The organism is Sphingomonas jeddahensis (genome assembly GCF_001981525.1).
Lineage (GTDB): Bacteria > Pseudomonadota > Alphaproteobacteria > Sphingomonadales > Sphingomonadaceae > Sphingomonas > Sphingomonas jeddahensis.
The window spans coordinates 35,843-59,832 of the sequence record NZ_MPSB01000006.1 but is presented as its reverse complement, the minus strand read 5'-3'; the positions used below and the strand labels follow the sequence as shown (position 1 = coordinate 59,832).

The window sequence follows — 23,990 nt, the reverse complement described above, 5'->3', positions numbered from 1 at the left end:
AATGCCACGGCTCGCCACAAGTATACCATCTCGCCGTTGAGCTTCACGTAGATCTCGTCGAGGTGCCACCGCCAATGCCGAAAGCCGCGCATCCGCGACACACGCTGCCGACGTATGTCACCGGCCAACAGCGGGCCAAACCTGTTCCACCAGTGACGTACCGTCTCATGACAGATGTCGATCCCACGCTCGAACAGCAGGTCTTCGACGTTGCGAAGCGATAGCGGAAACCGCACATACATCATCACGACAAGCCGAATGACCTCTGGTGACGAGTTGAACCGGCGGAACGGGCTGGGCGGCTTGGCTCTCGATCGGCGGCTCATCCAAGGCCGCTAGCAGCGCCCGCGCGGCCCTGCCACGTTAGTCTGACAGAGCCCCGCCACGGTGCGGCTGCCACCTTGGTCTGGCAGCTTCCTCAACCGTGTACACCGGGCGGGTAACTGTATCTGCACTCATGAGGCGAGCGCCCTCTGCACCTCTGCCTTCAACGCGGGCAGCACCTCCGCTTCGAACCAGGGATTGTTCTTCGCCCAGAAGCGCGAGCGCCAGGACGGATGGGGCAGCGGGAAATATTCGGGCAGATACTCCCTGAAGCTGCGCACCCGATCGATCATCGTACTTGGGCCCAGCGCGTCTGCCTGCGCATAGGTGCCGACCAGCAGCGTCAGGCGCAACGCCGGCATTGCCGCGATCAGGTCCGCCCGCCACAAGGGCGCGCACTCCCGTCGGGGCGGCGCATCGCCGCCACCGCGCCGGCCGGGGTAGCACAGGCCCATCGGCAAAATGGCCACGCGGCTAGCGTCATAGAATACGGCCGGCGGGACGCCCATCCATTCGCGCAGCCGATCACCGGAGTCGTCGGAGAAGGGGATGCCCGACGCTTGCACGCGGGTTCCCGGCGCCTGGCTCGCGACCAGCAGGCGCGCGGTCGGCGACACCTGGAACACAGGACGTGGCTCCATCGGCAGGGCGGCAGCGCACGCCCGACAAGCGCGAACTTTCGCTGCAAGATCGTCGAGTGTGCTCGTCTCCATCATCGTGAGAACGCTTGCGGGCAGATCGGAGGTTCCTGGCGACTTCGTCTGCGCAGACCTGATCACGATGGAACCAACATTGATGCGGTGAGTCGGAGTTCTGTACTAGGGATGGAGGCCGGCCATGAACGTCACAGCGATGCTTCAAGCAGCGACAATCCTATTGCTGCTGACTGCAGCGGGAGGCGCAGCTATGGCTGTGCGACGGCTTGCGGGCAAGGCAAACCCCCCTGATTGGTTGGCGATGGCGCACGGCTTCCTGGCGGCGTCGGCATTCACGCTCATCGTCTACGCTGCCTTCCAACAAGGCATCCCCCCGAGCGCGAGTGCCGGGATAGCTATCCTCCTGATCGCGGCCGCGGGCGGAGTCGTGATGAACTTGCGGTATCACTTGGCCCACCAGTTGATACCGCAATGGCTGTTGCACGTGCATATTCTGTTGGGCCTGGTCGGAACGGCGCTGATCGCCTGGGCGGCGTGGGGCACGCCCGCGGCTTAGGTCGGCGCGCCCCTTCATCGCGGCTCGGTACGAACCTAGGTCGTCTGTCGTGGTCGCCTCAGCGAGCCGTGGCGCCTGAGCGCTTTCTGGGGCATCGTCAAACCAACGCGGCAAGCTATGCAGCGGGGGCCGTCAGTGCTCGCGAACTCGTCCGGCTCGTTCCTGGATGCGCCTCGGTTTGACCTCCGATGTGGAGGTTGAACGGGCAGGAACTCGCGTTCATCCACCCGTGTCGCGTTGCTTTGACAACACCTCGTCTTGCCTGTGCCGGGCGTGCCTTCGATCAGGTACATGCGCTCTGGTGTCAGGCCCCCATGCAAGATTTCGTCAGACCGGCGATGCCGGTCGACGCCAGAGCGGGCGGTTGGTCGTTCGGCGTCAATGATTATCCTGACTTCGTAGGTGCAACCGGCGGAGGCAAGGTCGCACGACGGCTGCTTTCCGCTCGGTTCTTAGCGTTGTTATGCGTCCGAGGCGACCGCCGAACGCCAAAAATGCGTTAGGTGCGCTCCCGGTTGGGCGCAGCATGGCCTTGGAAGTTCGCCGGAAATGATCGAGGTTCAGCGGCTAACGGCCAAGGCCGCTCCGGCTTATGTGTGAACCGGACTCGAGCGGCTCCGACGCCATTCATTTAAGAGGACAGCTAACGAGCTTCAGCACCCAAGAACGGGCGGATGGCTAAGTCCCAAAGCCGAACCGGTAAGATACAGGCTGAGCAAACGACGGCTTTCGCGTATCGATCTGCCCGACGGGAACGGCAAGATGATTCACAAGCGGTCAGCGCCTTTCGGCTACACAGACCCATTCCCCCCACGCTCAAGGCCATCAGACAGCTTCCCGGAACCGGACGTCCGTTCATCGCCGCGAAGCATCGAGTCTGATCCGCCGCCGAGTTGCTCACGCGCTGGATTGCTATGAGTGTCGACTCGTCATCTCTGGACTCTGCTCCGCCCTGTCTCTCGACGATCTATATCGTCGTTCACCGATTCTCCTCGTAGCGGATTTTGGGTAAACCTGCCCTACCCGAACAACCCCGTTCGCAATGGTTCAAGATAGGCGCGAACCGCTTCCTCTCTGGACCGAGGCTTGGCCCATGTGCTTAGGTCCGAGGCGGCGCTGATCGCGGCCATTACCGTCTGGCTGGCGATCAGCGGATCGACCGGGCGGATCGAGCCATCGGCGATGCCGTCGGCGATCGTCCCCGCCACATGGCGGGTCACTTGGCCTGCCTGAATTAGCATGTCGCCCCGCAGATCAAGCGGCAGCGCTTGATAGGCGCTCATCCGCAGCAAGGGGCTATTGTCGTCGAACTGCAACCCGACGAGGAACGCCGCGGCGGTTGCCAGCCGCTCGCCTTCATCCTTTCCCACCGCATCACCATGCGCCTGTGCCGCCTCAATCGTTGCAAAAGAGCGTTGAAAGCAGGCGAGCACCAGATCGTCCTTGTTGGCGAGGTGATGGTAAAAGCTGCCGGTGCTGACGCCCAACTCGGCGGCGATCCGCTCCACGCTCGCGCCGACATAGCCGTGGCTATTGATGAGCCGGGTCGCCGCGGCAAGGAAGCGGGCCTGCACCGTATCTGCTTCATCATTGCTCCGATCAGCCGGCATCACCGCCCAGGCGCGGCCATCGCGCGACAGCCCGTGTGCCAGCACGTCGAACAGCCGCGCCTCGATGCGGGGAAAGTCGCGCAACTGATATCGATCGATCCAAGCGGGGAGCCATTGCAGGCTGGCGCTGAGATGCGTCGCCGCGATCGCCGAGCGTGATCCGACAGCAGCGCCGCTTGCGGGCACGAAATATCCGCGGATGATCGCGAACGATTCCGCATATAGTGTTTCCAGCGGCTTCCGCGCCGGCGCATCGAGCGCACGAATGTCGGAAAGAACGGCAAGTTCGCCAGCGCCCGGCGCACGCTGACTGCGGTGCAGATCGAATTGAGCGGCGATCAGGTGGCGCACCCGCGCGGGCCCGTCGCACTCCCTCGCCGCCGCCACGACCGCGTCGTGCCACCATTGCAATGTTCGTTCGAAACACGCGGCGGCCAACTGCTCCTTTCGCTTGAAATAATAGGTCACGCTGCTGGTATCGAGCCCCAGCGCCTTGGCCACCGCCGTCAGCGTCATCCCCCGCGCGCCATGGCGATTGATGTGCGCGGAGGCGGTGTCGAGGATCTGCGACCGCCGCTTTGCGAAGCGGACGGTGCGATCGGAGTCGAGATCAGGCCCGGCGTTCACCCGAAGAACGTACCCGATCCTGCGGCTGTTCTTCAACCATAACCCAATTTGGAATCTTGACAGTCGCGTGAGTTTTTCCAAAACTGGTTATGGAGAGAAGGATGATGAGGCGGTACGCGAGGATAGTCACGCCGGCCTTGGGTCGCGCATTGCGGATCGGCGGCGCTTCGGTGCGGCCAGCGACGGGCGGCACGGGCATCCCCTGCCCCTTCTCACAGATATGCCGGCCACCCCCGGCAGTCACAAACCAACGGGCAGCAAGCGTCAGACGCGCGGGCGCAATCGTCCGCGCCAGCCGGCACCACACAACAAGGCTTCAACAAGCGGATGGCAACAAGTTGACGAGTGAGACCTAGCGGACACGGGGCGACACGATCGCACCCGGCCGCCTTTTTTCAGGAGGAGGAAGGCGATGAAGGCAAGGATGCTGGCGGGTGCGGCGCTGATCGCGCTGGTGAGTGGGCGGGCGGGTGCGCAAACCGCGATTGAAGAGGCGGCGGCGCCGACAGCCGGCGCGGCAGCCGCGCCCGGCGGGGGCAACCCCACGGCGCCACAGGCCAATCCCTTCATTGCCGACATCATCGTCACCGCACAACGCCGCGCCGAAGCGATCCAGGACGTGCCGGTCGCGATCAGTGTCTTCGAATCCACCGATCGGGATCGCCGCGGCCTACGCTCGATCCAGGATTTCGCCAATTTCACGCCGGGGCTGACCTTCTCGTCGTCGCTCGACCGCTTGTCGCTGCGTGGCATCGGGCGGCTGACCAACACGATCGGATCGGATCCGGGCGTCGCGATCTACAATGACGGTTTCTACACCTCCTCTAACGCGGAGGCGTCCAAAACACCGATGTTCGTCGATCGCGTGGAGTTCCTGCGCGGACCACAAGGCACGCTTTACGGTCGCAACTCGGTCGGTGGCGCAATCAACGTGATCTCCAAACGCCCGACCAGCGATCTCACCGCCGAATGGCGCTTCTCGGTCGACAATCTGCAGATGGTGTCCGAAGGCTACATCGCCGGGCCGGTTGCCGGCGGGCTGTCGGCACGCCTTTCCGCGCAGCTTGGCCGGGCGATGGACGCGCGGTTCGAAAACATCGCGCGCACGCCGAATTCACGGGACGAAGGCTTTACCAACCGCTTCTTCGTCGAAGCGCAGCTTCAATATGATTTCTCCGACACCACGCAATTATGGCTGAAGTACAGCCATGCCGAATGGAACGACAGCAACCCGGTCGGCAATCAGGTCAGCCCCTATGTCACTGACGACATCGACGGCGCGACCAACAATTCGCTCACACCCGCGGCCGCCTTCGGCTATCCCGTGCTCAACCCGGGTGTTACTGACGCGCGTCGGATCAACAGCAACACGCGCAATCGATCGCTGCTGAGCGACAATCACACCTTTGTCGCGAACTTCACCGCCGATCTGGGCAATGTCGGGCTGAAATACGTCGGCGGATACAGCCAGTACAGTTATCAGGCGCTGTCCGATCTGGATTATACCGCAAACGAGCTGGTCACCACCAGCTTCGGATCGGCGCCGATTGCGGCACTGGCGCCGTTCGGTCTCGCCAATGCTTTTCGCACCTACAGCTACAATCCGACCTATGTTCAGGATTATGGCGAGCAGAAGAAGTATTTTACCAACGAGCTGACGCTTTCCAACGCCACGTCGGGGCGTTTCAACTGGATCGTCGGTGCGTTCCAGTTCTACGAGGAATTCTTCCAGCCCGTCACCTGGTTCGTGGATGGCGCTAATACCGATACGCTGAGCCAGCGGATTGCCGCGCCGATCTGTGTCGCCCCGGTCAGCTTCGCGGTGGTGCCGGACTGCCCCACCAACCCGCGCCGCGCCTTCTACGATGGTTCGGGCGATCTTCGCACGGAGGGTTATGCCGGCTTCGGCCAGGTCGATTATGAGCTGGTGGACGGGCTGAAGGCGACGGCCGGCCTGCGTTATTCGTGGGACAAGAAGCGGGGCGACGAGAGCTATCGCGTGGTCCAGTGGCAGCCGGCCAGCGCGAGCGTCTATTGCACGCTGACGCCGGGTGCCAATGCGACGGTTATCGGGTTTGGCGGGTGCGGCGCGGCTACGGCGGCGCAGGATCTTACTCGCTTCCTGCTCAACCAACCCGGCGTCGGCGCGGCGACGCGTCGGCTGGAGGATAGCTGGGACGGCTTTTCCTGGCGCCTTGGCCTCGATTGGAAGCCGGACGACAATACCCTGGTGTTCGGCAGCTACAGCCGCGGGCTGAAGGCGGGAGGGTTCAACCTCGGCAGCTATGCCGACGCGCCCGTGGTCGACAAGGAGACGGTGGACGCATTCGAACTCGGGCTGAAGAGCCGGCCGCTCGCGCCGCTGATGCTCAACATCACCGGCTTTTTCTACGACTATAAGAACGCCCAGATCCCGATCGTCGTGGTGCGCCCGGGATCGACGCTGACCACAACCAACTTCTTCAACATCGATCGCTCGCGCTCTTGGGGCATTGAGGTGGAAAGTGCGTGGAACGTCACCGATGCGCTGGAGCTGACCGCCAATTATTCGTTCAACGATACCGAAATCAGACGCGCGCCGCGGCTGTTCGACGACGAGGGCGTGCCCGGCAACGTGCTGGAGGACATCACCGGCAACCGGCTGCCCGCCGCATCGCGGCACAAGCTGGCCGTCTCCGCGCTCTACGATATCCCCGTCGCGGCCAACGATCACGTCTTCCTGGCGGCAAGCTACGCCTACCGCTCCGACGCTTATTATTCGGTGTTCCAGAACCCGATCAATCGCGCCCCGGGCTGGGATCAGGTGGATGCGCGGATCACCTATGCGCGGCCCGACGATGGCATGACGCTGATCCTCTATGCCCGCAACCTGTTCGACACGCTGGGATATGACGGCGCCTTCTCGACCAATGCCGGTACCATTTACCGGCAGGTCTTCAGCTACACCCTGCCGCGTCAGATCGGCGTGGAAGCGCAGTTCAAGTTCTGACCGCTCGCCACAAACCCACAAGCGCCGGATGCGACCGGTAGAAGGATTAGGGAGAGGATCATGGCGACCATTGCAGCCGACGTTCCCGGCGTTCCCGCAACCCTCAAGCGAGCCGGCCTGCCGCTCGCGACCAAGCTCGCCCATGGCACCGGTGCGGCGGCCAATGGCTCGCTGATCTATCTGCGGTCGCTGCTGCTGCTGTTTTACAGCCAGGTCGTCGGGCTAGAGGCGTGGATGGTCAGCCTGGCGCTGGCGGTGGTGATCGCCTTCGATGCCATCTGGGATCCGGCGATCGGCCACTTTTCCGATACGCTGCGATCGCGCTGGGGCCGGCGCCACACGTTGATGTTCGCCGCTCCTGTCCCTGCCGCGATCCTGTGCGCGCTGATGTGGAACCCGCCCCTTGGCATGACACCGGGCATGACCTTCGCCTGGCTGCTCGCCACCGCGATCCTGCTGAACCTCAGCTTCAGCTTCTTTGAAGTGCCGGCCAATGCGCTGACGCCGGAACTGGCCCCCGGCTATCACGTGCGCACCAATTTGCTCGCGTGGCGCTGGGTGCTCGGCACCGTTGGGGCGATGATCACGGCGCTGCTCGGCCTCGGCTGGTTCTTGTCCCCCGAGGCGGGCGCGGTCGGCCAGCTGGTGCGATCGGGCTATGGCAAGCTCGGCATTGCCGCCGCGCTGCTGATGCTCGTCGCCATGCTGGTCAACGCCTTCGGCACGCGGCGCTATCGCGGCATGCTGTACGAGCCGCCCGAGCGCAGCGGCGGGCTGCGCGCATCCCTGCGCGATGCGGTGGAGACGCTGCGCAACCGCAACATGGCGGTGGCGGTGATCGCGGGCGCACTGGCTGGCATCGGTTTCGGCATCCGTACCGTGCTGGAGGCCTATATCGCCACGTTCATCTGGGGCCTGCCCGCCTCGGCGCTGCTGCTCACCACCATTGCCGGCTTCGTCGCGACGCCGATCGGCGCCCTGGTCGGCGCCATGCTGTCGCGACGCTTCGGCAAGAAGCCGGCGTGCATGGGGCTGTTCTTCGTCGGTACGATCCTGACCAACATGCCGCTGCTGCTGCGCATGTCAGGCGTGTTCTTCGCCAATGGCGATCCGTTGCTGCTGCCGACGCTGATCGGTTTCGCCTTCACCTCAGCGGTCTTTTACTACGGCGGCTTCGTGCTGGTCAGTTCGATGATCGCCGACATTGTCGAGGATGCGCAGGCAAAGACGGGGCGACGATCGGAAGGGCTGATCACGTCGGCCGATCAGTTCATCCAGAAGATCATCACGGCCATGGGCACCGTGCTGGGCGGCGCGCTGCTGACGGTCATCGCCTTTCCGCGCCAGGCGCTACCCGGCCAGGTGCCGGCGGAGACGCTGGCGTCGCTCGGCTGGACGTTCCTGGTGCTGGTGACGGCGCTCAGCTTCCTGTCCATCGCGGTGTGGAAATTTTACCGCATTGACCGCGTCGGGCACGAGGCCCGGCTGAGCGCGCTCGACGTGCCCGAGGTGCGCGGCGCCGCCTGAATCAGAACAAAACACGTGGAGGGGACAGGATCATGAGGGATTTCGCGGGCAAGCTGGCGGTCGTCACCGGCGGCGGCACCGGAATGGGACGCGAACTGGTGCGCCAGCTCGTCGCGGAGGGCGCTAGCGTCGCGATGTGCGACCTGTTCGCCGATGCGATGGCCGAAACCACCCGCCTGTGCGAGGCGGATGGCGTCACCCAGGGCGCGCGCATCACCAGCCATGTCGTCGACGTCGGCGACGAGGCGCAGGTGATCCGCTTCGCCGCCGAAGTCGCGCGCGATCACGCTACCGACCACATCCACCTGCTGTTCAACAATGCCGGCATCGGCGGCGGCGGCAGCTTCGTGCTGGACGATCGCGCGGAATGGGACCGGGTGTTCCAGATCTGCTGGTTCGGCGTCTATTATTCCTGCCGCGCCTTTTTCCCGATGCTGGAACGCGCGGCGGAGGGGCATATCGTCAACACTTCCAGCGCGAACGGCTTCTGGGCGGCGCTGATGCCGGGCGTGTCGCAGACCGCCTATAGCGCCGCGAAATTCGCGGTGAAGGGCTTCACCGAAGGGCTGGTCACCGACCTGCGCAACTATGCCCCGCACATCAAGGCGTCGATCGTGATGCCCGGCGGCGTCGGCACGCCGATCGGCCTCAACTCGCGCCGCGTGCTGTCGGGCGAAGGCATGACCGAGGTGACGCGCCGCAAGCTGCGCCAGCACCTCAAGGCGATCGGCATGCCCGGCGGCGAAGACATGGACGATGCCGCGTTGGAAGCGGCGCAGCAGATGCTCGCCAGGCGCTTCGAGGAACTGGCGCCGACCAGCGCCGCGCAGGCCGCGACGATCATCCTCGATGGCGTCAAGGCCGACCGCTGGCGCATCATCGTCGGCGATGATGCGACCCGCCTCGACCGCCGTGTCCGCGCCGAGCCGGAACGCGCCTATGATCCCGATTTCGTCGCCTATGCGGCCGATTGACACCCGCCACGCACCCGGAAATCATCCGAAAAAAATATAGAGTTGGAGAGGATCTATGACCGTCAGCAAACGTCAGGAGACGGCGCCCGATATCGACGTGGAAGCATTGCGCGCCCGCTACAAGGCGGAACGCGACAAAAGGCTGCGCACCGACGCCGATCGCCAGTATAATGAATTGTCAGGGGATTTCGCCCGCTACGCCGAGGAAGACCCTTATGTCGAACCCGGCTTCACCCGCGCTCCATTGACCGACCGTGTCGAAGTGGCGGTGATCGGCGGCGGCTTCAGCGGCATGCTCGCCGCCGCCCGTCTCAAGGAGCAAGGCGTCACCGAACTGCGCATCATCGAGGCCGGCGGCGACTTCGGCGGCACCTGGTATTGGAACCGCTACCCCGGAGCGCAATGCGACATCGAAAGCTATTGCTACCTGCCGCTGCTCGAGGAACTCGGCTATGTGCCGAAGGAGAAATATTCCTACGTCACAGAGATTTACGAACACTGCCAGCGGATCGGCAAGCATTACGATCTCTACCCGATCACCCTGTTCCAGACGCGCGTCTCCGAACTCGCGTGGGACGATGCCGATCGCTGCTGGATCATCCGCACCAATCATGGTGACGCGATGCGCGCGCGCTTCGTCGTCTCCGCGCTCGGCACCGCCAGCCGCGCCAAGCTGCCGGGCATCCCGGGCATCGACAGTTTCGAAGGGCACAGCTTCCACACCAGCCGCTGGGATTATGGCTATACCGGCGGCGACACGACCGGCAATCTGTGGAAGCTCGCCGACAAGACCGTCGCGATCATCGGCACCGGTGCGACCGCGATCCAGTGCATCCCGGCGCTTGGCCGCCATGCCAAGCAGCTCTATGTCTTCCAGCGAACGCCCTCATCGGTCGACACGCGCGGCAACAAGCCGACCGACCCGGAATGGGTGAAGTCGCTCCAGCCCGGCTGGCAACGCGCGCGGCGGCATAATTTCGCCGACATCATCGAAGGCCGGCCGTTCGAGCACGATCTGGTGAACGACAATTGGACCGCGATCTTCCGAGAGGTGCAGGGCTTCGTCATCCGCAATGCCAAGACGATGGGGCCCGAGGCGGCGATCGCGCACGCCGAGGTTGCCGACTTCCGCAAGATGAACGCGATCCGTCAGCGCGTCGACGATGTGGTCGAGGATCCCGCCACTGCGGAAAAGCTCAAGCCCTGGTATCGCCAGTTCTGCAAGCGACCGACCTTCAACGACGAATTCCTGCCGACCTTCAACCGCCCGAACGTCGAGCTGGTCGATGTCAGCGAAAGCAAGGGAGTCGAACGGATCACTCCCAAAGGCTTAATCGCCAATGGCCGCGAGTACGAAGTCGATTGCATCATCTACGCCTCTGGGTTCGAGATCACGACCTCGTTCAAGCGCCGCGTCGGCTTCGACATCAAGGGCCGCGGCGGGCTGTTGCTCCACGAACATTGGGCGAACGGGTACAAGACGCTGCACGGCTTCGCGAGCCATGGCTTCCCCAACTGGTTCTACATCGGCGTGTCGCAGAACGGCCTGTCGGTGAACATGACCGCGATGTTCGACGATCAGGCGCAGCATATCGCCTACATCATCGCCGAGGCGCGCAAGCGCGGCGTCACCGAAGTGGAGCCGACGCCCGAAGCGCAGCAGGAATGGGTAAGCACGATCAAGAAGCTGTCAGTGGTCAACCGCGCCTATCTCGAAAGCTGCACGCCCGGCTATTACAACAACGAAGGCGATGTGAGCGGCGGCCAGGCCGGCCAGACTTACGCCCCGGGCATCAACGCCTTCAATGCGCTGCTTGCAGATTGGCGCAGCCAAGGCGAGCTCAGGGGGCTGTCATTGCGGGTATGATGGCGCTTCGGGACGCTGCCGGATTGATGTGGCAGCGTCTGGCGAGCGCTGACCGGCCTCGTTTGAGCTGGCGTTCAAGAGCCAAGCCATCCGGGGGGATGTCACGCTAACGTCCACAACCACTTCAGCCTCGAGCGACACCTTACCGATCGACAGACCTACAAGGAACGCCGCCCTGGCGGAATGGCAGATTCTTGCGAGCTAGTCCCCCCTCGCAGATCCACGCGCATCGTGCAGAGGCCGGTTCGCGTTAACTTGACAGCACCTTCGCTCGCTAGGCGGAGCCGGAAATTGGGGATCAATCCAAACACAGCGGCCAGATGGCGCAAGCGGTGGAGGTGGAGGACTGGAACAACGAGGCGAACGCCTCCATTCCACCACCCTTACTGAAGTCGAGGAGGCGATGGTTGCGGCATCCCGACGACACACGCTGCTATCGCCCAATCGGGAACAACACTGAGAGCGCACCGTTTCTGTCGCGCGGCTCTAGCCAGTCGCCAAAAAAGATGGGTCGCACCCGCGACCCGGCGAGTTTCCCTAGTCTCGTCGGGTCCAATCGTCTGTGTCAGACCCGACGATCAGAGCGGTAGCGGTAGCTGCGCCTTCCATCACCGTCGATGGGCGCTCAAGAACGAGGAGGCAGCCGCCTCACAACAGCTAATCTTCCCGTAAGAAGCTGCGCGGGCAAAGCTATCGAATCGCCTATTGCCCCGGAACATCACTTGATCCAGTTCATGCTGAACCCCGCTGACAAGCTGGCCGCCGCCGCGAAGTCGTCAAGATCCTCGCCGCACTTCCCAGCTTGGGCGGGCGTTCGCGCCCGACGGGGCAGGCCGATCCCTAACTCGCGAGCTCGTGGGTGACGTCTTCAACACGGCCGCTGGTCGTAGCGGGCTGAGGAAGTTGTAAAGGTGCAGCTCCCGGGCTTCTGTGGGAATAAGCGGACCACAAGCTCGGAGTAATTATTTGCCCCAACCAGCACTGCAGCGGGCCCCATAGACGCGGGCGGCGCGTTGTCGGACGGTCACTTTCTTTGCGAGGGCGTTTGTCCGCTTTTCTCCATGCAATCGGGACAGCAGTTCCCCGCAACGACGTCCATCACCGCTTCATCGACTGGGCGCGACAGCGGCTGAGCGGCGCGCGCGAGGCGGCATTGTTTGATCGCATGGCGGCACGCGCGGGCATCACCCACCGCTGGTCGGTACTGCCGGAAGCGCACGATCCGACCGGACCTGACGGCCTCTACGGGACGGACATATGGCCCGGCACCGCCGCGCGGATGGACATTTACGCGCAGGCCGCGCCGGCATTGGCACTCAGCGCCATCGGCGACCTTGCCGAAAAGGTGCCGCTCCGGGGGATCACCCATCTGGTGGTGGCGAGCTGCACCGGTTTCATTGCGCCCGGGATTGATCAGATCATCGCTGCCCGGCTCGGCCTGCCGTCTTCGATCGAGCGGATCCTGATCGGCTTCATGGGTTGCTATGCCGCCGTCTCGGCGCTGCGAACGGCGCGCCACATCATGCGCTCCGAGCCGGCCGCGCGCGTGCTCGTCGTCACCGTTGAACTCTCGACTTTACACCTGCAGGCCACGGGCGATCTGGAGGCGCTGCTTGCCATGCTCCAGTTCGGCGATGGCGCGGCCGCCGCGCTGATCACCGGTGAACCCGGCGGTATCGACCTGGGGCAACCCTTCGTGACGACGCTGTCCGACAGCGCTGACCTGATCCGCTGGACTGTAACCGATCACGGATTTGCCATGCATCTGTCCGGCGAGGTCCCGGGGCGGATCGCGACTGCGCTCGCTGACCCTGTTTTCGCCCTAGAGGCGACTGGTGGAACGTCACCTGCCGCGGTGGATGGGTGGGCGGTGCATGCGGGGGGGCGCTCGATCCTCGATGCCGTCGAGCGGTCGCTCAATCTCCCGCAAGAGGCTCTCTCTGCCTCACGCACGGTGCTGTCCGAAAATGGCAACATGTCGTCGTCCACGCTGATGTTCGTCCTCGCCCGGCTTCTCGACGGCCGCCGCATCGAACAAGGCGTAGCGCTCGCCTTCGGCCCCGGCCTGGCCGCTGAAGGCTTTCGGTTCGCGAGCGCCGCGTGAGCCTCGCCGCGCGACGCAATGCCGTCGAGCTGATGGACGCCGACGATCTCGACCCGGCGGTTTATGCCGCGGTCGTGGCGGATCTCGCCCGCGTGAACGCAGTGACGCTCGCCGCGCGACCGACGCTCGCCTTCTTGAACCGCATCGCGCGCGGCCGATCCCGTCTGCGCATTCTGGACGTCGGGTTCGGGGATGGCGACATGCTGCGCCGCGTCGAGCGCTGGGCCACCCGGCAGCGCCTCCTAGCGGATCTGGTCGGGGTTGATCTCAATCCCCGCAGCGAGGCGGCAGCGCGCCAACACACGCCGGCAGGGTCGCGCATCCGTTGGATCACGGGGGATTATGCCGATCTGGCCGACCAGAAGTGGGACGTGATCATATCCAGCCTCGTCGCGCACCACATGACTCATGACCAGTTGATCGCTTTCTTGCGCTTCATGGAGGCGCATGCGGCAGCAGGATGGTTCGTCAATGACCTGATGCGTCATCCAATCGCTTATCGCGGCTACCCGCTGCTGGCGTGGATCGCGCGGTGGCATCCCATCGTTCGTCACGACGGCGCGGTGTCGATCGCCCGTTCGTTTCGACCGGCGGACTGGGACGCGCTGCTGACGGAGGCCGGGATCGTCGACACACGCGTGTTCCGCGTTTTCCCCTTTCGGTTATGCGTCGAACGCCGGCACTGATCGTCGGCGGAGGCCCCGCCGGAGCCACGCTGGCGCTTCAGCTCGCCCGAGCTGGCATGCCGCACCTGCTCGTCGAACGGACGCGCGAAACCGGCGATGCGCTGTGCGGCGGGTTTATGAGTTGGCACATGCTGGGGATGCTGAAACGTCTCGGCGTTGCTCCCGAGACGCTGAACGCCGAGACCGTGATGCGCGTACGGTTGGTGACCCGTGACGCCGTAGCGGAGGCGCCGCTGCCCTCGCCCGCCCGCGCTGTGTCGCGGCGGCGGCTCGATACCGTGTTGCTGGCCGCCGCCGCGAGCGCCGGCGCGGTGATCGAGCGCGGGCTCGGTGTTCGGGGCGTCGCAGACGGCGTAGCTCGGCTGGATGACGGTGCGTGCGTCCGAGCCGACGCGCTGTTTCTTGCCAGCGGCAAGCACGACACGCGTGGACTGGCTCGCCCGCCGGAAGCACGCGGCGAGGATCCGACGCTCGGGCTGCGGGTCCGCCTCGCCCCGGGCAGAGCGTTGGAGCGCCTGGTCGGCGATGCCATCGAATTGCATCTGATGAAGGGCGGTTATGCCGGGCTGGTCCGGCAGGAGGACGGCAGCGGCAACCTGTGCATGGCGGTGCGTCGGTCTCGCCTTCAGGCGGCCGGAACGCCGGAACGGCTGCTCGACATGCTGGCGGGCGAGCAGCCGGCGCTTGGCGAACGGCTGGCGCTGCGCGCACCGAACAGCTTGGTCGATGCAGTCGCGAACGTGCCTTACGGCTGGCGCGCGACCGCGAGCACGGCGGGCATCTTCCGGCTTGGCGACCAGGCCGGCGTCATTCCCTCGCTGGCCGGCGAGGGAATGGCGATCGCGCTCGCCAGCGCACTGGCCGCGACCGACGCCTACCGAGCCGGCGGACCTGGAGCGGCCGTATCGTTCCAGCAACAGTTCGCCGCACGATTGCAGCGCCCCATCGGAATCGCCGCCGCTGCCTGGCATGCCGGCGAACGGCCGTGGCTTGCTTCACTCGCGATGCGCCTGGCGCATCTGTCCCCCACCCTGTTGCCGCTACTGGCACGCGCCACCCGTGTCTGATGTCGCGCTCTTTCGCGCCGGCGATCAGGCAGCCTGCCATATCGCTGGCCCGCAAAGTGGGTGCTTGACCAGGGGTGCCAATCGGCCGACCGAAGCCCCTCGTAGGTGGCTATCACCTACCCCGGACGATCAATGCCGGTCAGCTCGGATGCCCTTCGCTCTCCGTCTCGTCAGACCCACCCTCTTTGGGCTGAGAGGCGTTCTGGTAGGCAGCGCCTTCGTCGGCGATATTCGCGTCCTGGCTGCGCTGCGCGGTTTCCTTGAAGTCACTTGGCTTCGGTTCGCTAGGCTTGTGATCGGACATGGAGCTCTCCTTCATGTTCGCCCTCAACGCGCCGACGGCCGCTTCGGCTTCACAGTCTTCGTTATGCCAAAGCGGAATGCCACAGCAGGCCAAGGCCCGGCGTGATTCAGCCGATCAGCCGGCTGCCGTTCAGGACCGCCTCGACAAGTGAATCGCCCGCGCTGGCGGGCCTGGTGCGGATAGCTGCCTCCTCTCGCCCGATAGCACGCCATAGCCCGCGGGCAGCCTGGTCGGTCACGGTGCGTTGGATGCCCGCGATGTTGATCCCGGTGGCTGCGCCCAACACCGGCCCGAGAAGCGAGTTGCCGTCGAACTGGCGGAGCGCGCCGCCGACCTCCGGGAACATAGCGTCGATGATCCGATCTCCGATCGATCGCTCGAGGTAGGTTGTGGCCGCGGTGGGGCCGCCGCGCACAATGCCGAGTGCGTCGGAGAAGGTGAGCGAACGAATCGAGTCATAGATCAACGGCGCCGCCCGATCCGCAGCTTCGCCGGCGGCGCGGTTGATCGCCAGAGATAGTTGTCGCCGCACCGGCGCTGATCCCAGCAGCGCGCCAAGCACCGCCGTTGAGCGATCGTTGAGCTCGGCCGGGAAGGTGATGCGAGCTTCCGGATCGTTGAGAAAGCCATTGTCCGCGACCAAACGCGTCAGCGCGCGTTCGCTGGAGATGGCCAGAAGGCGGCGCAATCCTTCGGCCATGCCGCCATCGAGGCCGGTCGTGGCGCACGCCGGAAGGAGCAGCAGCGGCACGGCCAGGCCAGCGCCGAGCAGAAGCGATCTGCGGGTGGGATTGTTCATGCGGTGCGTCTCCTGCCTCAAGGACCCGCTCGTTGATCGCTGCGGTGTAACGGGCGCTGAACGGGCCGGCTGCGCAGCAGGATGCCACGGGATCGCGAAGGGCGGTGCCAGCTTTTTTCCGCTTCTTCATCTCGCAAACAGGGAAGCGGGGCTTGGAACTGGCCACATGCGGTCGGCGGTGCCAAAACGCGCGCTTGCTTCTTCCGGTAGGATCCTTGGATGTGCCAAGCGCAGCTGCCGGAACTCGCCGTGGCAGGGGGGACGATGCTTGCACGCAGACGCATAGAAAATGGCGGCCTGATCGCCTTCCTTGCCCTTATCACGATTGCGTTGATCGCCACCGTGTTCAGCTTCCTGGGTGCGCTGTTATCGGCAGCGCTGGCGGCCATCCTCTTCCAGCCGCTGTTTCAACGCATGTTGGCGCGCTGGCCCGGTCGGCGGAACCTCGCGGCTGCGATCACGCTGCTCATCATCACGGTGGCGGTGGTGATCCCGGCGATGATCATCGCCAGCCTGGTCGTCGATCAGGCCACGGGCGTGTACAATCGCATGCGTTCGGGACAGATCAACTTCGCGCTATATTTCCAGCAGGTTCACGACGCGCTGCCGCAGAGGCTCCAAGGATTGCTCGACGGCGCCGGGTTCAACAGCTTTGAACGGGCGCAGACACGGATCTCGCAAGCGATGAGCAGTTCGGCCACCTCGCTGGCACAGCGTGCCTTCTCCATCGGCGCAAACGCTGCGGCCTTCCTGCTCTCTTTCGGTGTCGCGCTATACGTGACATTCTTCCTGCTTCGAGACGGGGAACGTATCGGCCCAGCCATCGTCGAAGCGCTGCCGCTTCAGCCGGACGTTGCGGAGCGGCTTGCAGACAAGTTCGTCGCGGTCGTCCGCGCGACGATCAAGGGATCGGGCGTGGTTGCGCTGGTGCAAGGCGCTTTGGGCGCGGCCACCTTCGCGATCGTCGGGCTTCCGGCGGCCATCCTGTGGGGCATGCTGATGGCGATTGCCGCGCTGCTGCCGGCGATCGGACCAGCGATCATCTGGGGCCCGGTAGCAATCTATCTGCTGGCGACCGGGGCGATCTGGCAGGCAATGGTAGTTGTGCTTTCCGGTGTTCTCGTGATCGGCCTGGCCGACAATATCCTGCGGCCGATCCTGGTCGGGCGGGACACCGGCATACCGGACTGGCTGGTGCTGGTGACGACGCTTGGCGGGATCGATCTGCTGGGGCTCGGCGGGATCGTGATCGGGCCGCTGGCCGGCGCCCTGTTTATCACCGGCTGGCAGATACTGACCGAGCAACGGCAGGAAGCCCAGGCTTAGGCCCGATACTTCCGGACACATGGAGGCTTGTTGGGCGTTACCCTCCTGCATCGCACGTCGGTGCCAGCAAGGCGTGACGCGAGCAGGAGATGATCATGGGCCCCTCACCTGTGCCAGGCAACCAGCCCGATCCGGACGACATGTTCACCGACCCGGGCGTCGGCGGTCCGGGCGGCCTGCCGGACGAGCATGGTTTGCCCGAGGATGATGCCGAGAAGCTGGGCGACTTTGCCTGATAACAGGAGCGTGAGATGATGAACGATCCCGAACAGAACACGCCAGACCAGGCCGACGAAGCCGAGGAAATGGAAAAAGTTCAGGAGGACGCCGCAGAGGAGCGCGAGAACAACGGCGGCTATCAGTAAGCGTCAGGGGCCGGCATCGCTCTGGCCCGGCCGCGGCGCACCCTCGCCAGCTAGACAGGCGCCGCCGAACCTGTGAACGTCGGCGTATGTGTCGCCCCTTCCTCAACGTCGAAGATACGCCGGACGCGGCGCTGTTCCGCCTGGCCATCACCGATCAGGTCTGCGTCGGCCCGCCAGGCAACGTCTTCATGTTCGGCGGCGTCGGCCTTGCAGCAGCCACGATTGCTGCTGAGCGGGCAACCGGACGCAATGTCGTGTGGTCGAGCGCCCAGTTCATCTCCTACGCGCGGGTCGGCGACACGCTGGACTTCGTGGTCGATGTGCTTTCGGGTGGCCGCAACATCAGTCAGGTGCGGGTGGTCGCGTCCAGCGGCGGCAAGCCGATCCTCGCCGTCAACGCAGCCTTGGGTGATCGCGATAACCTGCCGTCCGGGCAGTGGGTCAAGCCGCCACCCGACATGCCACCCCCAGGCGAATGCTCGCCGCAGCCCTTGTGGCCGGTACAGGACGCGGCGCTGATGAGCCGCCTCGACGTTCGCATGGCGCAGGGCCGCTACGGTGCAGGGCCGCGTAACGGTACGCCGTCTGACGACGGCCGCATGGTTTTGTGGATGCGGCCCAAGGAAGAAGCGCCGATCGACGCCAGCATGCTGGCGCTATTCGCCGACTTCGTGCCGTCCGGGCTAGCTGCGGCGTTTGGGCGCCGAGGCGGCGGAAACAGCCTCGACAACACACTTCGGGTGGCGCGGATCGTGCCGACCCAATGGGTTCTTTGCGATGTGCGGATCAGCGCGGCGGCGCGCGGCTTCGGGCATGGCGCAATCCACATGTTCGCAGAGGACGGAACCATGATGGCTAGCGGCAGCCAGTCAGCAATCCTCCGGTTCATGGATGAAGACAGCTTGGGCTCGTCGTAGCGAAGCTAGCCGCCAAACGACTCAACGACGCCACGCCAGCTTACCTGTCCGGAAAGCCGAGCCCGGACGGCGGCCTGATCTAACAGCCGGTCAGGCCAGTTTGAATCCTTCCTTGTTCATCGCCGCAGTTACATGCTTGTTCTGCTCATCGGACAGCTTTGACCGCAGCCGCGGGAAGAGGTCTTTCTCTTCCTCGCGCATATGGCTTTCGATCATGGCCCGGAATTCCTTCACTTTGGGGAGCCAGGCCGGGTCGTCCTTCGCCATCTCGGTCAGGTCGAAGAAATATTGCTTCACGTACCCGTGCTCGTGATTGAGGTGATCGGCACTCTCCGTCAGGCCGTGATCACGCATCATGGTGTAAATGACGTTCTCTTCCTGGAACGCGTGCTTACCGACGGCGTGCTTCAGCTGCATCAGCAACGTCGAACGCTTGCCGGTGTCGTCCTGATCCGTCTGCTCAATGAGGTCGAAAATCTTGAGCGCGGCGGCATGCTCGGCGGCGAGAGCGACATCCCAATTGCCAGCCATTGCGGTCGGCCCCTGCACCGCCGCCTTGCGGAGCAAATTGGCGGCGAGCCCTATCGCGACGCCCGCTGCGGCCCCGATCGCCAGAGTCGGCCCGAAGCCACCCGAATTGCTCGCATCGTTCAAGGCCACCATTGCTCGTCTCCTGGTTCGGGGGAAGCAACGATACGCCAGCGTCCATGTTCCTGAAGCAATGCCCATAAAGCCGGTGAACAGCACCGCTGATGGTTAGGCCCCCAGCCGGCGGCGCATCTCGTTCTCGCCCACGATCTCGATCGGTCGGCCTGTCGATCGCAGTTCCTCGGCACGCTTGTACGCTGGGCTGGCATGAACGAAGCGGCCGTAGGGCTGGTCGTTGCTTATCACCAGCAAGGTGGTGCTGTTTCCAACCGACGCCACGACGCGCCCGCCTGCTGCTGCCAGCGACGCGGCGAGCGGCCCGTGCCGGGGCGCACCAAGGATCGCGATCCGCTGTCCCTTGAGCGGCCCTTCGGGCGCCGGCTTGGGCGCGGCGACGCTTTGTTTCACCGGCTGCAGCCACCCCGCGAGATCGATCCCGGTGTGATCCATGGCACGCACCACCACCATGCCGGCAGCGCGCGCATCGCTCAGCGCATCATGGTGGCGATGCTTCAGGCCGAGGAACCGCGCGAGCGCGTTCAGCCGATGGCTGGGAAGATCCGGCCAGGCGCGCTTGGCGATGCGCACGCTGTCTAGCCACGTCGCCTCGATCGCATGCCGGTCGTGCACCCGGCAGGCAGCGGCGAGCGCGCCCTTGTCGAAGCTGGAATGCGCAACGGTGATCCGTCCGCCGAGATGCGCGTCAATCGTCGCATGCACATCGGCAAAGGTTGGCTGGTTCATCACATGATCGGCGCAAAGCCCGTGTATCCGTGTGTTGAACGGCGCGAATTCGTCACAGGGATCGACCAGGGTTTCATAGGCGAAGACCTCAACGCCGCCGCGGAAGCCGACGATGCCTACCTGGCAGATGCTGCTGACCCGCGCGCATGCCGTCTCTACATCGATGACGACGAAATCGGGCGCGATCGGTGCAACGATCGACATAACTGAAGCACTCACCCGTGGAACATATCATGCCCGCAGCCGGGATGCACCCTGGGCTTTCGGACCCGCCGGCAGTTGCCTTGTCGAGCACGCCGCGGATAAGCAGCGGGCATGGACGCGCCCTGGACCAAAAGTCGCCGCGATGCGGCGTGATGCGCGCGAACGGCGGGAGGCACTGCTGGAGGCGGCAGCGGCCTGTTTCGAGGCAAACGGCTTCGGCGTGCCGCTGGAGGAAATCGCCGCGCGCGCCGGCGTGGGCCGCGGCACGCTGTATCGCAACTTCAAGGACCGGCTCGACCTTGCCTTTGCCATCTTCGAGCGGCAGATCATGCGATTGGAGGAACGGTTCGATCCGACCCTGCCGATCGCCGAACTGCTGCCGCTAATGGTACGCGAGGCGCTGCCTTCGTGGCACCTGTTCACACGATTGCGGCTCGACATGCATCTGTCGGGCGAGGCGCTGGTCACGTTCACCGCGCTGGGCCGGCGGCTGGAGGTCATGTTCGCGCCGGCGGTGGCGCACGCGATCGCGGCTGGCGAGTTGCGCACCGACGCGACGCCGCGCCACCTGCTGGTTGCGATGCGAATGATGTCCGGCTTTCTCGTCGACAAGCAGGTGACCGATGCGGTGGAGGAGGATCTTGCCGATGCGCTCGACCTGCTACGTCGCGGGCTGACGCCGCGCTAAACCTTGTCAGGGCTGTGGCGGCACCGCCGGCGTCCAGCCCAGCCCCAGCGCCTTGTTCACCGCGACGAAGCTGTTGGTCAGCTGCGCCTTGCCTTGCGCGACGGCGATCGACGCCGACAGCCGTTGGCGCTCCACGTCGAGCTGGTCGATCAGCGTGCTCGTCCCCGCCGCCACGCGCTGGCGGTTGAGCGCCTCGGCACGCGTGGCCGACTCCTCCGCGCTGACCAGGCGCGCGAGCTGGCGTCGGCTGGCGGCGAAGCGCGACAGGCTGGTTTCGGCATCCTGCAAGGCGGCAAGCACCGTCTGGCGATAGTTCGCCTCGGCCTCGTCGCGCTGCGCCTCCGATTGGCGGACGGCGGCGGCGGTGCGACCGAAATCGAGGAACGACCAGCTCAGCATGGGCGCGACCAGGGTCGTGAGATTGCCGGGATCGAGCACGTCGCCGGGCGACGTGCCGCCAAGGCCAAGGATGCCCATGAAGCGCAACGACGGAAAGCGTCGCGCCTCGTTCACGCCAATCGCGGCAGTACCCGCGGCGAGCGCGCGCTCCGCCGCGCGGATATCAGGCCGGCTGGCGATCAGCGCCGCGGGATCGCCGATCGCGACGCTTGCCGGCGGCAACGGCACGGGGACGACCACTGCCAAGGTGGGGTCAAGCGCACCGGGGGTTCGACCGGTGAGGATCGCCAGCACGTCGCGATATTCATCGGCCTGCGCGTCGAGCGGGATGGCCTGCGCACCGGTGCTTTCGAGCTGGTTCTGCAACCGTTCGACCTGCAATGCCGACACGGTGCCGGCCGCATAGCGCTGCCGTGTTAGCGCCAGCGCTTGCCGCTGGAGTTCTGAGGAGCGGGCGTTTAGGCGGATGCGCGCCTGCACGTCGCGATAGCCGACATAAGCCTGCACCACTTGGGCGGACAGGCTGACCTGCGCATCGGCGAGACCGGCGTAGCGCTGCTCGACAGCGGCGCGGGATTGTTCGATGCCGCGCCTTACGCGACCGAACAGATCGGGCTCCCACGAAGCGTTGAGCCCGAGATTGTAGAAATCGAGCCCCATAGACGAGTTGGCGTTCTGCCTGTCTTCTGCTGTGCCCAAGCCTGCGCCGGGAAGCTCGGCATGGAGATAGGTGCCGTTGGCGCTGACGCTGGGCGCCTGGTTGGCGCGTTGCTGGCGTAGCTGCGCTTGCCCTTGGCGGATGCGCGCCTCGGCAGCCGCGATGCTGGGGCTGTTAGCGAGCGCCTCGTCGACCAGAATGGTCAGCGTAGGATCGCCCAGTGCTTCCCACCAGCGCGCGGCGGGCGGGGCTGGCACCGCCGCTTGCCCCGCCCGGACGAAGCCGCCGCGTGCCACCGCCTCGGCGCCGACTGCCGGCGGCCCGTTATAGTTTGGGCCGACGGTGCAGGCCCCGAGCAGGAACAGGCAGAAGAGGGGGGTGAAGCGCATCAGTGCATCGCCGCCGGCGCGGCGTCCTTCGGCAAGGGACGGAGAAACAGAACCAGCGGCAGCACGATCAGCGTGCCTGCGCCCATGATCCAGAAGATGTCGTTGTAGGCCATCACCAGCGCCTGTTGCTGGATTTGCTGCCCGATCAGGCCAAGCGCAGCGGAGGTGCCGCCCACCGTCCCGCCGAGCCCAGCCACATAATCCTGCACCATGACGGAATTGGCGTTCAGCGTTTCCTCGATCCGCCGGCTATGCAGCCACAGGCGGTTTTCCTGAATGATCGCGATGCCAGCCAGCGCGAAGCTGCCGCCGAGGTTACGCACCGCGTTGAACAGGCCGGAGGCGTCGCCAGCGTCGGCGGGCGGCACCGCACGCACCACCGCCTGGCTAAGGAACAACATGCCCAGGATCTGCCCCACCCCGCGCATCAGCTGCGACGCGGTGAAATCACCCCCCGCCGTTTCGGTGGTGAGCCCTGAATCGAGAAATGCCGATCCCGCCATGATTGTAAGGCCGACGGCGACAGCGATGCGAATGTCCACGGTGCGCAGCAGGAACGGCACGATCGCCATCATGAACAGGCTGGGCAGCCCGGACAGCAGCACCACCTTGCCGGCTTGCAGCGCATTATACCCCGCCAGCGCCGCCAGGAATTGCGGGATCACATAGGAGGTGCCGTAGAGCACCATGCCGAGCACCAGCCCCATGAGCGCCACCGATCCGAACTGACGATCGAGCAACAGGCTGAGCTTGATGATCGGCCGCTTGGCCGTGCGCTGGCCGATGAAGAGCAGCACGAAGCCGATGATCGAGGTCAGCGCCATCATCCGGATCAGGCCGGATTCAAACCATTGTTCGCGCTGCCCATCCTCTAGGAACACGGTCAGCCCGCCCAGCCCAAGCGTCAGGCCGGCGATGCCCAACCAGTCCGCCCGCCCGAGTTCGGACGGATCGGCCTTTTCGTGCCGCAGCCCGACGAGCAGCATCGTCACCAGAATCGCGCAGATCGGCACGTTGATGAAGAACGCATAATGCCAGCTGAGATTCTCGGTCAGCCAGCCGCCCAGCAGCGGGCCGACCACGGGGCCCAGGATCGCAGTGACGCCGAACAAGGCGATGCCGATCGGTTGCTGGCTGCGCGGCAGGCGTTGCGCGATGATCGTCTGCGCGGTTGGGATCATCGCCCCGCCGGTGAAGCCTTGCCCGACCCGCCCGATGATCATCATCGACAGCGTCGTGGCGAGCCCGCATACCACCGAGAACAAGGTGAACAGCCCCGCCGCGGTCAGCAGGAAGGTGCGCAGGCCAAGCAAGCGCTGAAGCCACGCCGCCATCGGGATGATGACGATCTCCGCCACCAGATAGGCAGTGGCGACCCATGTCCCCTCCGTGCCGCTGGCGCCGATCTCGCCCTGGATCGTCGGCAAAGCGGAATTGACGATCGAGATGTCCAGCGTCGCCATCAGCGCGCCCAGCGTCCCCGCCGCCACCGCGATCCACGCCGACGCATCGGCGCGTTCGGGCCGCGCGCCTTGATTTGCGGGGGCGGCGGCGCTCGCCAT

Annotated in this window: 21 protein-coding genes and 1 pseudogene; 12 read left to right on the top strand and 10 right to left on the bottom strand. The window is 65.0% G+C overall.

Going from position 1 to position 23,990, the window contains the following annotated elements:
- Positions 1 to 5: 5 nt before the first annotated feature.
- Both SPHI_RS15540 and SPHI_RS08275 read right to left on the bottom strand, forming a co-directional pair.
- Positions 6 to 326 (bottom strand): annotated as a pseudogene (locus SPHI_RS15540) (DDE-type integrase/transposase/recombinase); the annotation flags it as partial.
- 129 nt (positions 327 to 455) lie between these two features.
- Positions 456 to 965 (bottom strand): uracil-DNA glycosylase family protein, encoded by a 510-nt coding sequence (locus tag SPHI_RS08275; protein ID WP_233130793.1) that lies wholly within the window; start codon positions 963 to 965, stop codon positions 456 to 458.
- 196 nt (positions 966 to 1,161) lie between these two features.
- On the opposite strand from SPHI_RS08275, the gene SPHI_RS08270 reads away from it, so the two are divergent.
- Positions 1,162 to 1,536 carry a hypothetical protein gene (locus SPHI_RS08270; RefSeq protein WP_076744455.1) on the top strand — a complete coding sequence of 125 codons (375 nt, stop codon included), beginning with the start codon at positions 1,162 to 1,164 and terminating at the stop codon, positions 1,534 to 1,536.
- A gap of 1,019 nt (positions 1,537 to 2,555) precedes the next feature.
- On the opposite strand, the gene SPHI_RS08265 is transcribed toward SPHI_RS08270, so the two are convergent.
- Both SPHI_RS08265 and SPHI_RS14970 read right to left on the bottom strand, forming a co-directional pair.
- Positions 2,556 to 3,773, bottom strand: a complete 1,218-nt coding sequence (locus tag SPHI_RS08265) for a TetR/AcrR family transcriptional regulator (RefSeq protein ID WP_076744454.1) — start codon at positions 3,771 to 3,773, stop codon at positions 2,556 to 2,558.
- Positions 3,757 to 3,972, bottom strand: a complete 216-nt coding sequence (locus tag SPHI_RS14970) for a hypothetical protein (protein ID WP_158049660.1) — start codon at positions 3,970 to 3,972, stop codon at positions 3,757 to 3,759. Before SPHI_RS14970 ends, SPHI_RS08265 begins: the two co-directional genes overlap by 17 nt.
- A 213-nt stretch (positions 3,973 to 4,185) precedes the next feature.
- Here SPHI_RS14970 and SPHI_RS08260 point away from each other — a divergent pair, with 213 nt between their 5' ends.
- From SPHI_RS08260 to SPHI_RS08230, 7 genes are all read left to right on the top strand, one after another.
- Positions 4,186 to 6,762, top strand: coding sequence for a TonB-dependent receptor (locus SPHI_RS08260; RefSeq protein WP_083719893.1), 2,577 nt, complete (start codon positions 4,186 to 4,188; stop codon positions 6,760 to 6,762).
- A 60-nt stretch (positions 6,763 to 6,822) separates the two neighbouring features.
- Positions 6,823 to 8,289 carry an MFS transporter gene (locus SPHI_RS08255; RefSeq protein ID WP_076744452.1) on the top strand — a complete coding sequence of 489 codons (1,467 nt, stop codon included), beginning with the start codon at positions 6,823 to 6,825 and terminating at the stop codon, positions 8,287 to 8,289.
- A gap of 32 nt (positions 8,290 to 8,321) precedes the next feature.
- Complete coding sequence (locus SPHI_RS08250; RefSeq protein ID WP_076744451.1) at positions 8,322 to 9,263, top strand: SDR family NAD(P)-dependent oxidoreductase; 942 nt, start codon at positions 8,322 to 8,324, stop codon at positions 9,261 to 9,263.
- 55 nt (positions 9,264 to 9,318) lie between these two features.
- Positions 9,319 to 11,130, top strand: a complete 1,812-nt coding sequence (locus tag SPHI_RS08245; RefSeq protein ID WP_076744450.1) for a flavin-containing monooxygenase — start codon at positions 9,319 to 9,321, stop codon at positions 11,128 to 11,130.
- 1,045 nt (positions 11,131 to 12,175) lie between these two features.
- Complete coding sequence (locus SPHI_RS08240; RefSeq protein WP_076744449.1) at positions 12,176 to 13,234, top strand: type III polyketide synthase; 1,059 nt, start codon at positions 12,176 to 12,178, stop codon at positions 13,232 to 13,234.
- The gene (locus SPHI_RS08235; RefSeq protein ID WP_076744448.1) at positions 13,231 to 13,920 is read left to right on the top strand and encodes a methyltransferase domain-containing protein; all 690 of its coding nucleotides are present in this window, start codon (positions 13,231 to 13,233) and stop codon (positions 13,918 to 13,920) included. Before SPHI_RS08240 ends, SPHI_RS08235 begins: the two co-directional genes overlap by 4 nt.
- Complete coding sequence (locus SPHI_RS08230) at positions 13,899 to 14,987, top strand: NAD(P)/FAD-dependent oxidoreductase (RefSeq protein WP_076744446.1); 1,089 nt, start codon at positions 13,899 to 13,901, stop codon at positions 14,985 to 14,987. Before SPHI_RS08235 ends, SPHI_RS08230 begins: the two co-directional genes overlap by 22 nt.
- Before the next feature lie 139 nt (positions 14,988 to 15,126).
- On the opposite strand, the gene SPHI_RS14965 is transcribed toward SPHI_RS08230, so the two are convergent.
- Both SPHI_RS14965 and SPHI_RS08220 read right to left on the bottom strand, forming a co-directional pair.
- Complete coding sequence (locus SPHI_RS14965; RefSeq protein ID WP_158049659.1) at positions 15,127 to 15,291, bottom strand: hypothetical protein; 165 nt, start codon at positions 15,289 to 15,291, stop codon at positions 15,127 to 15,129.
- 106 nt (positions 15,292 to 15,397) lie between these two features.
- On the bottom strand, positions 15,398 to 16,090 hold the full coding sequence (locus tag SPHI_RS08220) for a DUF4197 domain-containing protein (RefSeq protein ID WP_076744444.1): 693 nt from the start codon (positions 16,088 to 16,090) through the stop codon (positions 15,398 to 15,400).
- A 264-nt stretch (positions 16,091 to 16,354) separates the two neighbouring features.
- On the opposite strand from SPHI_RS08220, the gene SPHI_RS08215 reads away from it, so the two are divergent.
- The 3 genes from SPHI_RS08215 (at position 16,355) to SPHI_RS08210 (ending at position 18,698) form a co-directional block, all read left to right on the top strand.
- Positions 16,355 to 17,416, top strand: coding sequence for an AI-2E family transporter (locus SPHI_RS08215; RefSeq protein ID WP_076744443.1), 1,062 nt, complete (start codon positions 16,355 to 16,357; stop codon positions 17,414 to 17,416).
- Between the two features lie 95 nt (positions 17,417 to 17,511).
- On the top strand, positions 17,512 to 17,652 hold the full coding sequence (locus SPHI_RS14960) for a hypothetical protein (RefSeq protein ID WP_158049657.1): 141 nt from the start codon (positions 17,512 to 17,514) through the stop codon (positions 17,650 to 17,652).
- A 215-nt stretch (positions 17,653 to 17,867) separates the two neighbouring features.
- The gene (locus SPHI_RS08210; protein ID WP_076744442.1) at positions 17,868 to 18,698 is read left to right on the top strand and encodes an acyl-CoA thioesterase; all 831 of its coding nucleotides are present in this window, start codon (positions 17,868 to 17,870) and stop codon (positions 18,696 to 18,698) included.
- A gap of 90 nt (positions 18,699 to 18,788) precedes the next feature.
- Here SPHI_RS08210 and SPHI_RS08205 read toward each other — a convergent pair whose 3' ends face one another.
- Both SPHI_RS08205 and SPHI_RS08200 read right to left on the bottom strand, forming a co-directional pair.
- On the bottom strand, positions 18,789 to 19,361 hold the full coding sequence (locus SPHI_RS08205; RefSeq protein WP_076744440.1) for a hemerythrin domain-containing protein: 573 nt from the start codon (positions 19,359 to 19,361) through the stop codon (positions 18,789 to 18,791).
- 93 nt (positions 19,362 to 19,454) lie between these two features.
- A complete protein-coding gene (locus SPHI_RS08200) occupies positions 19,455 to 20,294 on the bottom strand; it encodes a 3'-5' exonuclease (protein ID WP_076744439.1) in 840 nt (279 codons plus the stop codon).
- Between the two features lie 142 nt (positions 20,295 to 20,436).
- On the opposite strand from SPHI_RS08200, the gene SPHI_RS08195 reads away from it, so the two are divergent.
- On the top strand, positions 20,437 to 20,982 hold the full coding sequence (locus tag SPHI_RS08195) for a TetR/AcrR family transcriptional regulator (RefSeq protein WP_076744437.1): 546 nt from the start codon (positions 20,437 to 20,439) through the stop codon (positions 20,980 to 20,982).
- Positions 20,983 to 20,988: 6 nt separating this feature from the next.
- On the opposite strand, the gene SPHI_RS08190 is transcribed toward SPHI_RS08195, so the two are convergent.
- Positions 20,989 to 22,428, bottom strand: coding sequence for an efflux transporter outer membrane subunit (locus SPHI_RS08190; RefSeq protein WP_076744436.1), 1,440 nt, complete (start codon positions 22,426 to 22,428; stop codon positions 20,989 to 20,991).
- Positions 22,428 to 23,990 carry an MDR family MFS transporter gene (locus SPHI_RS08185; protein WP_076744434.1) on the bottom strand — a complete coding sequence of 521 codons (1,563 nt, stop codon included), beginning with the start codon at positions 23,988 to 23,990 and terminating at the stop codon, positions 22,428 to 22,430. The genes SPHI_RS08190 and SPHI_RS08185 overlap by 1 nt, the downstream gene beginning before the upstream one ends.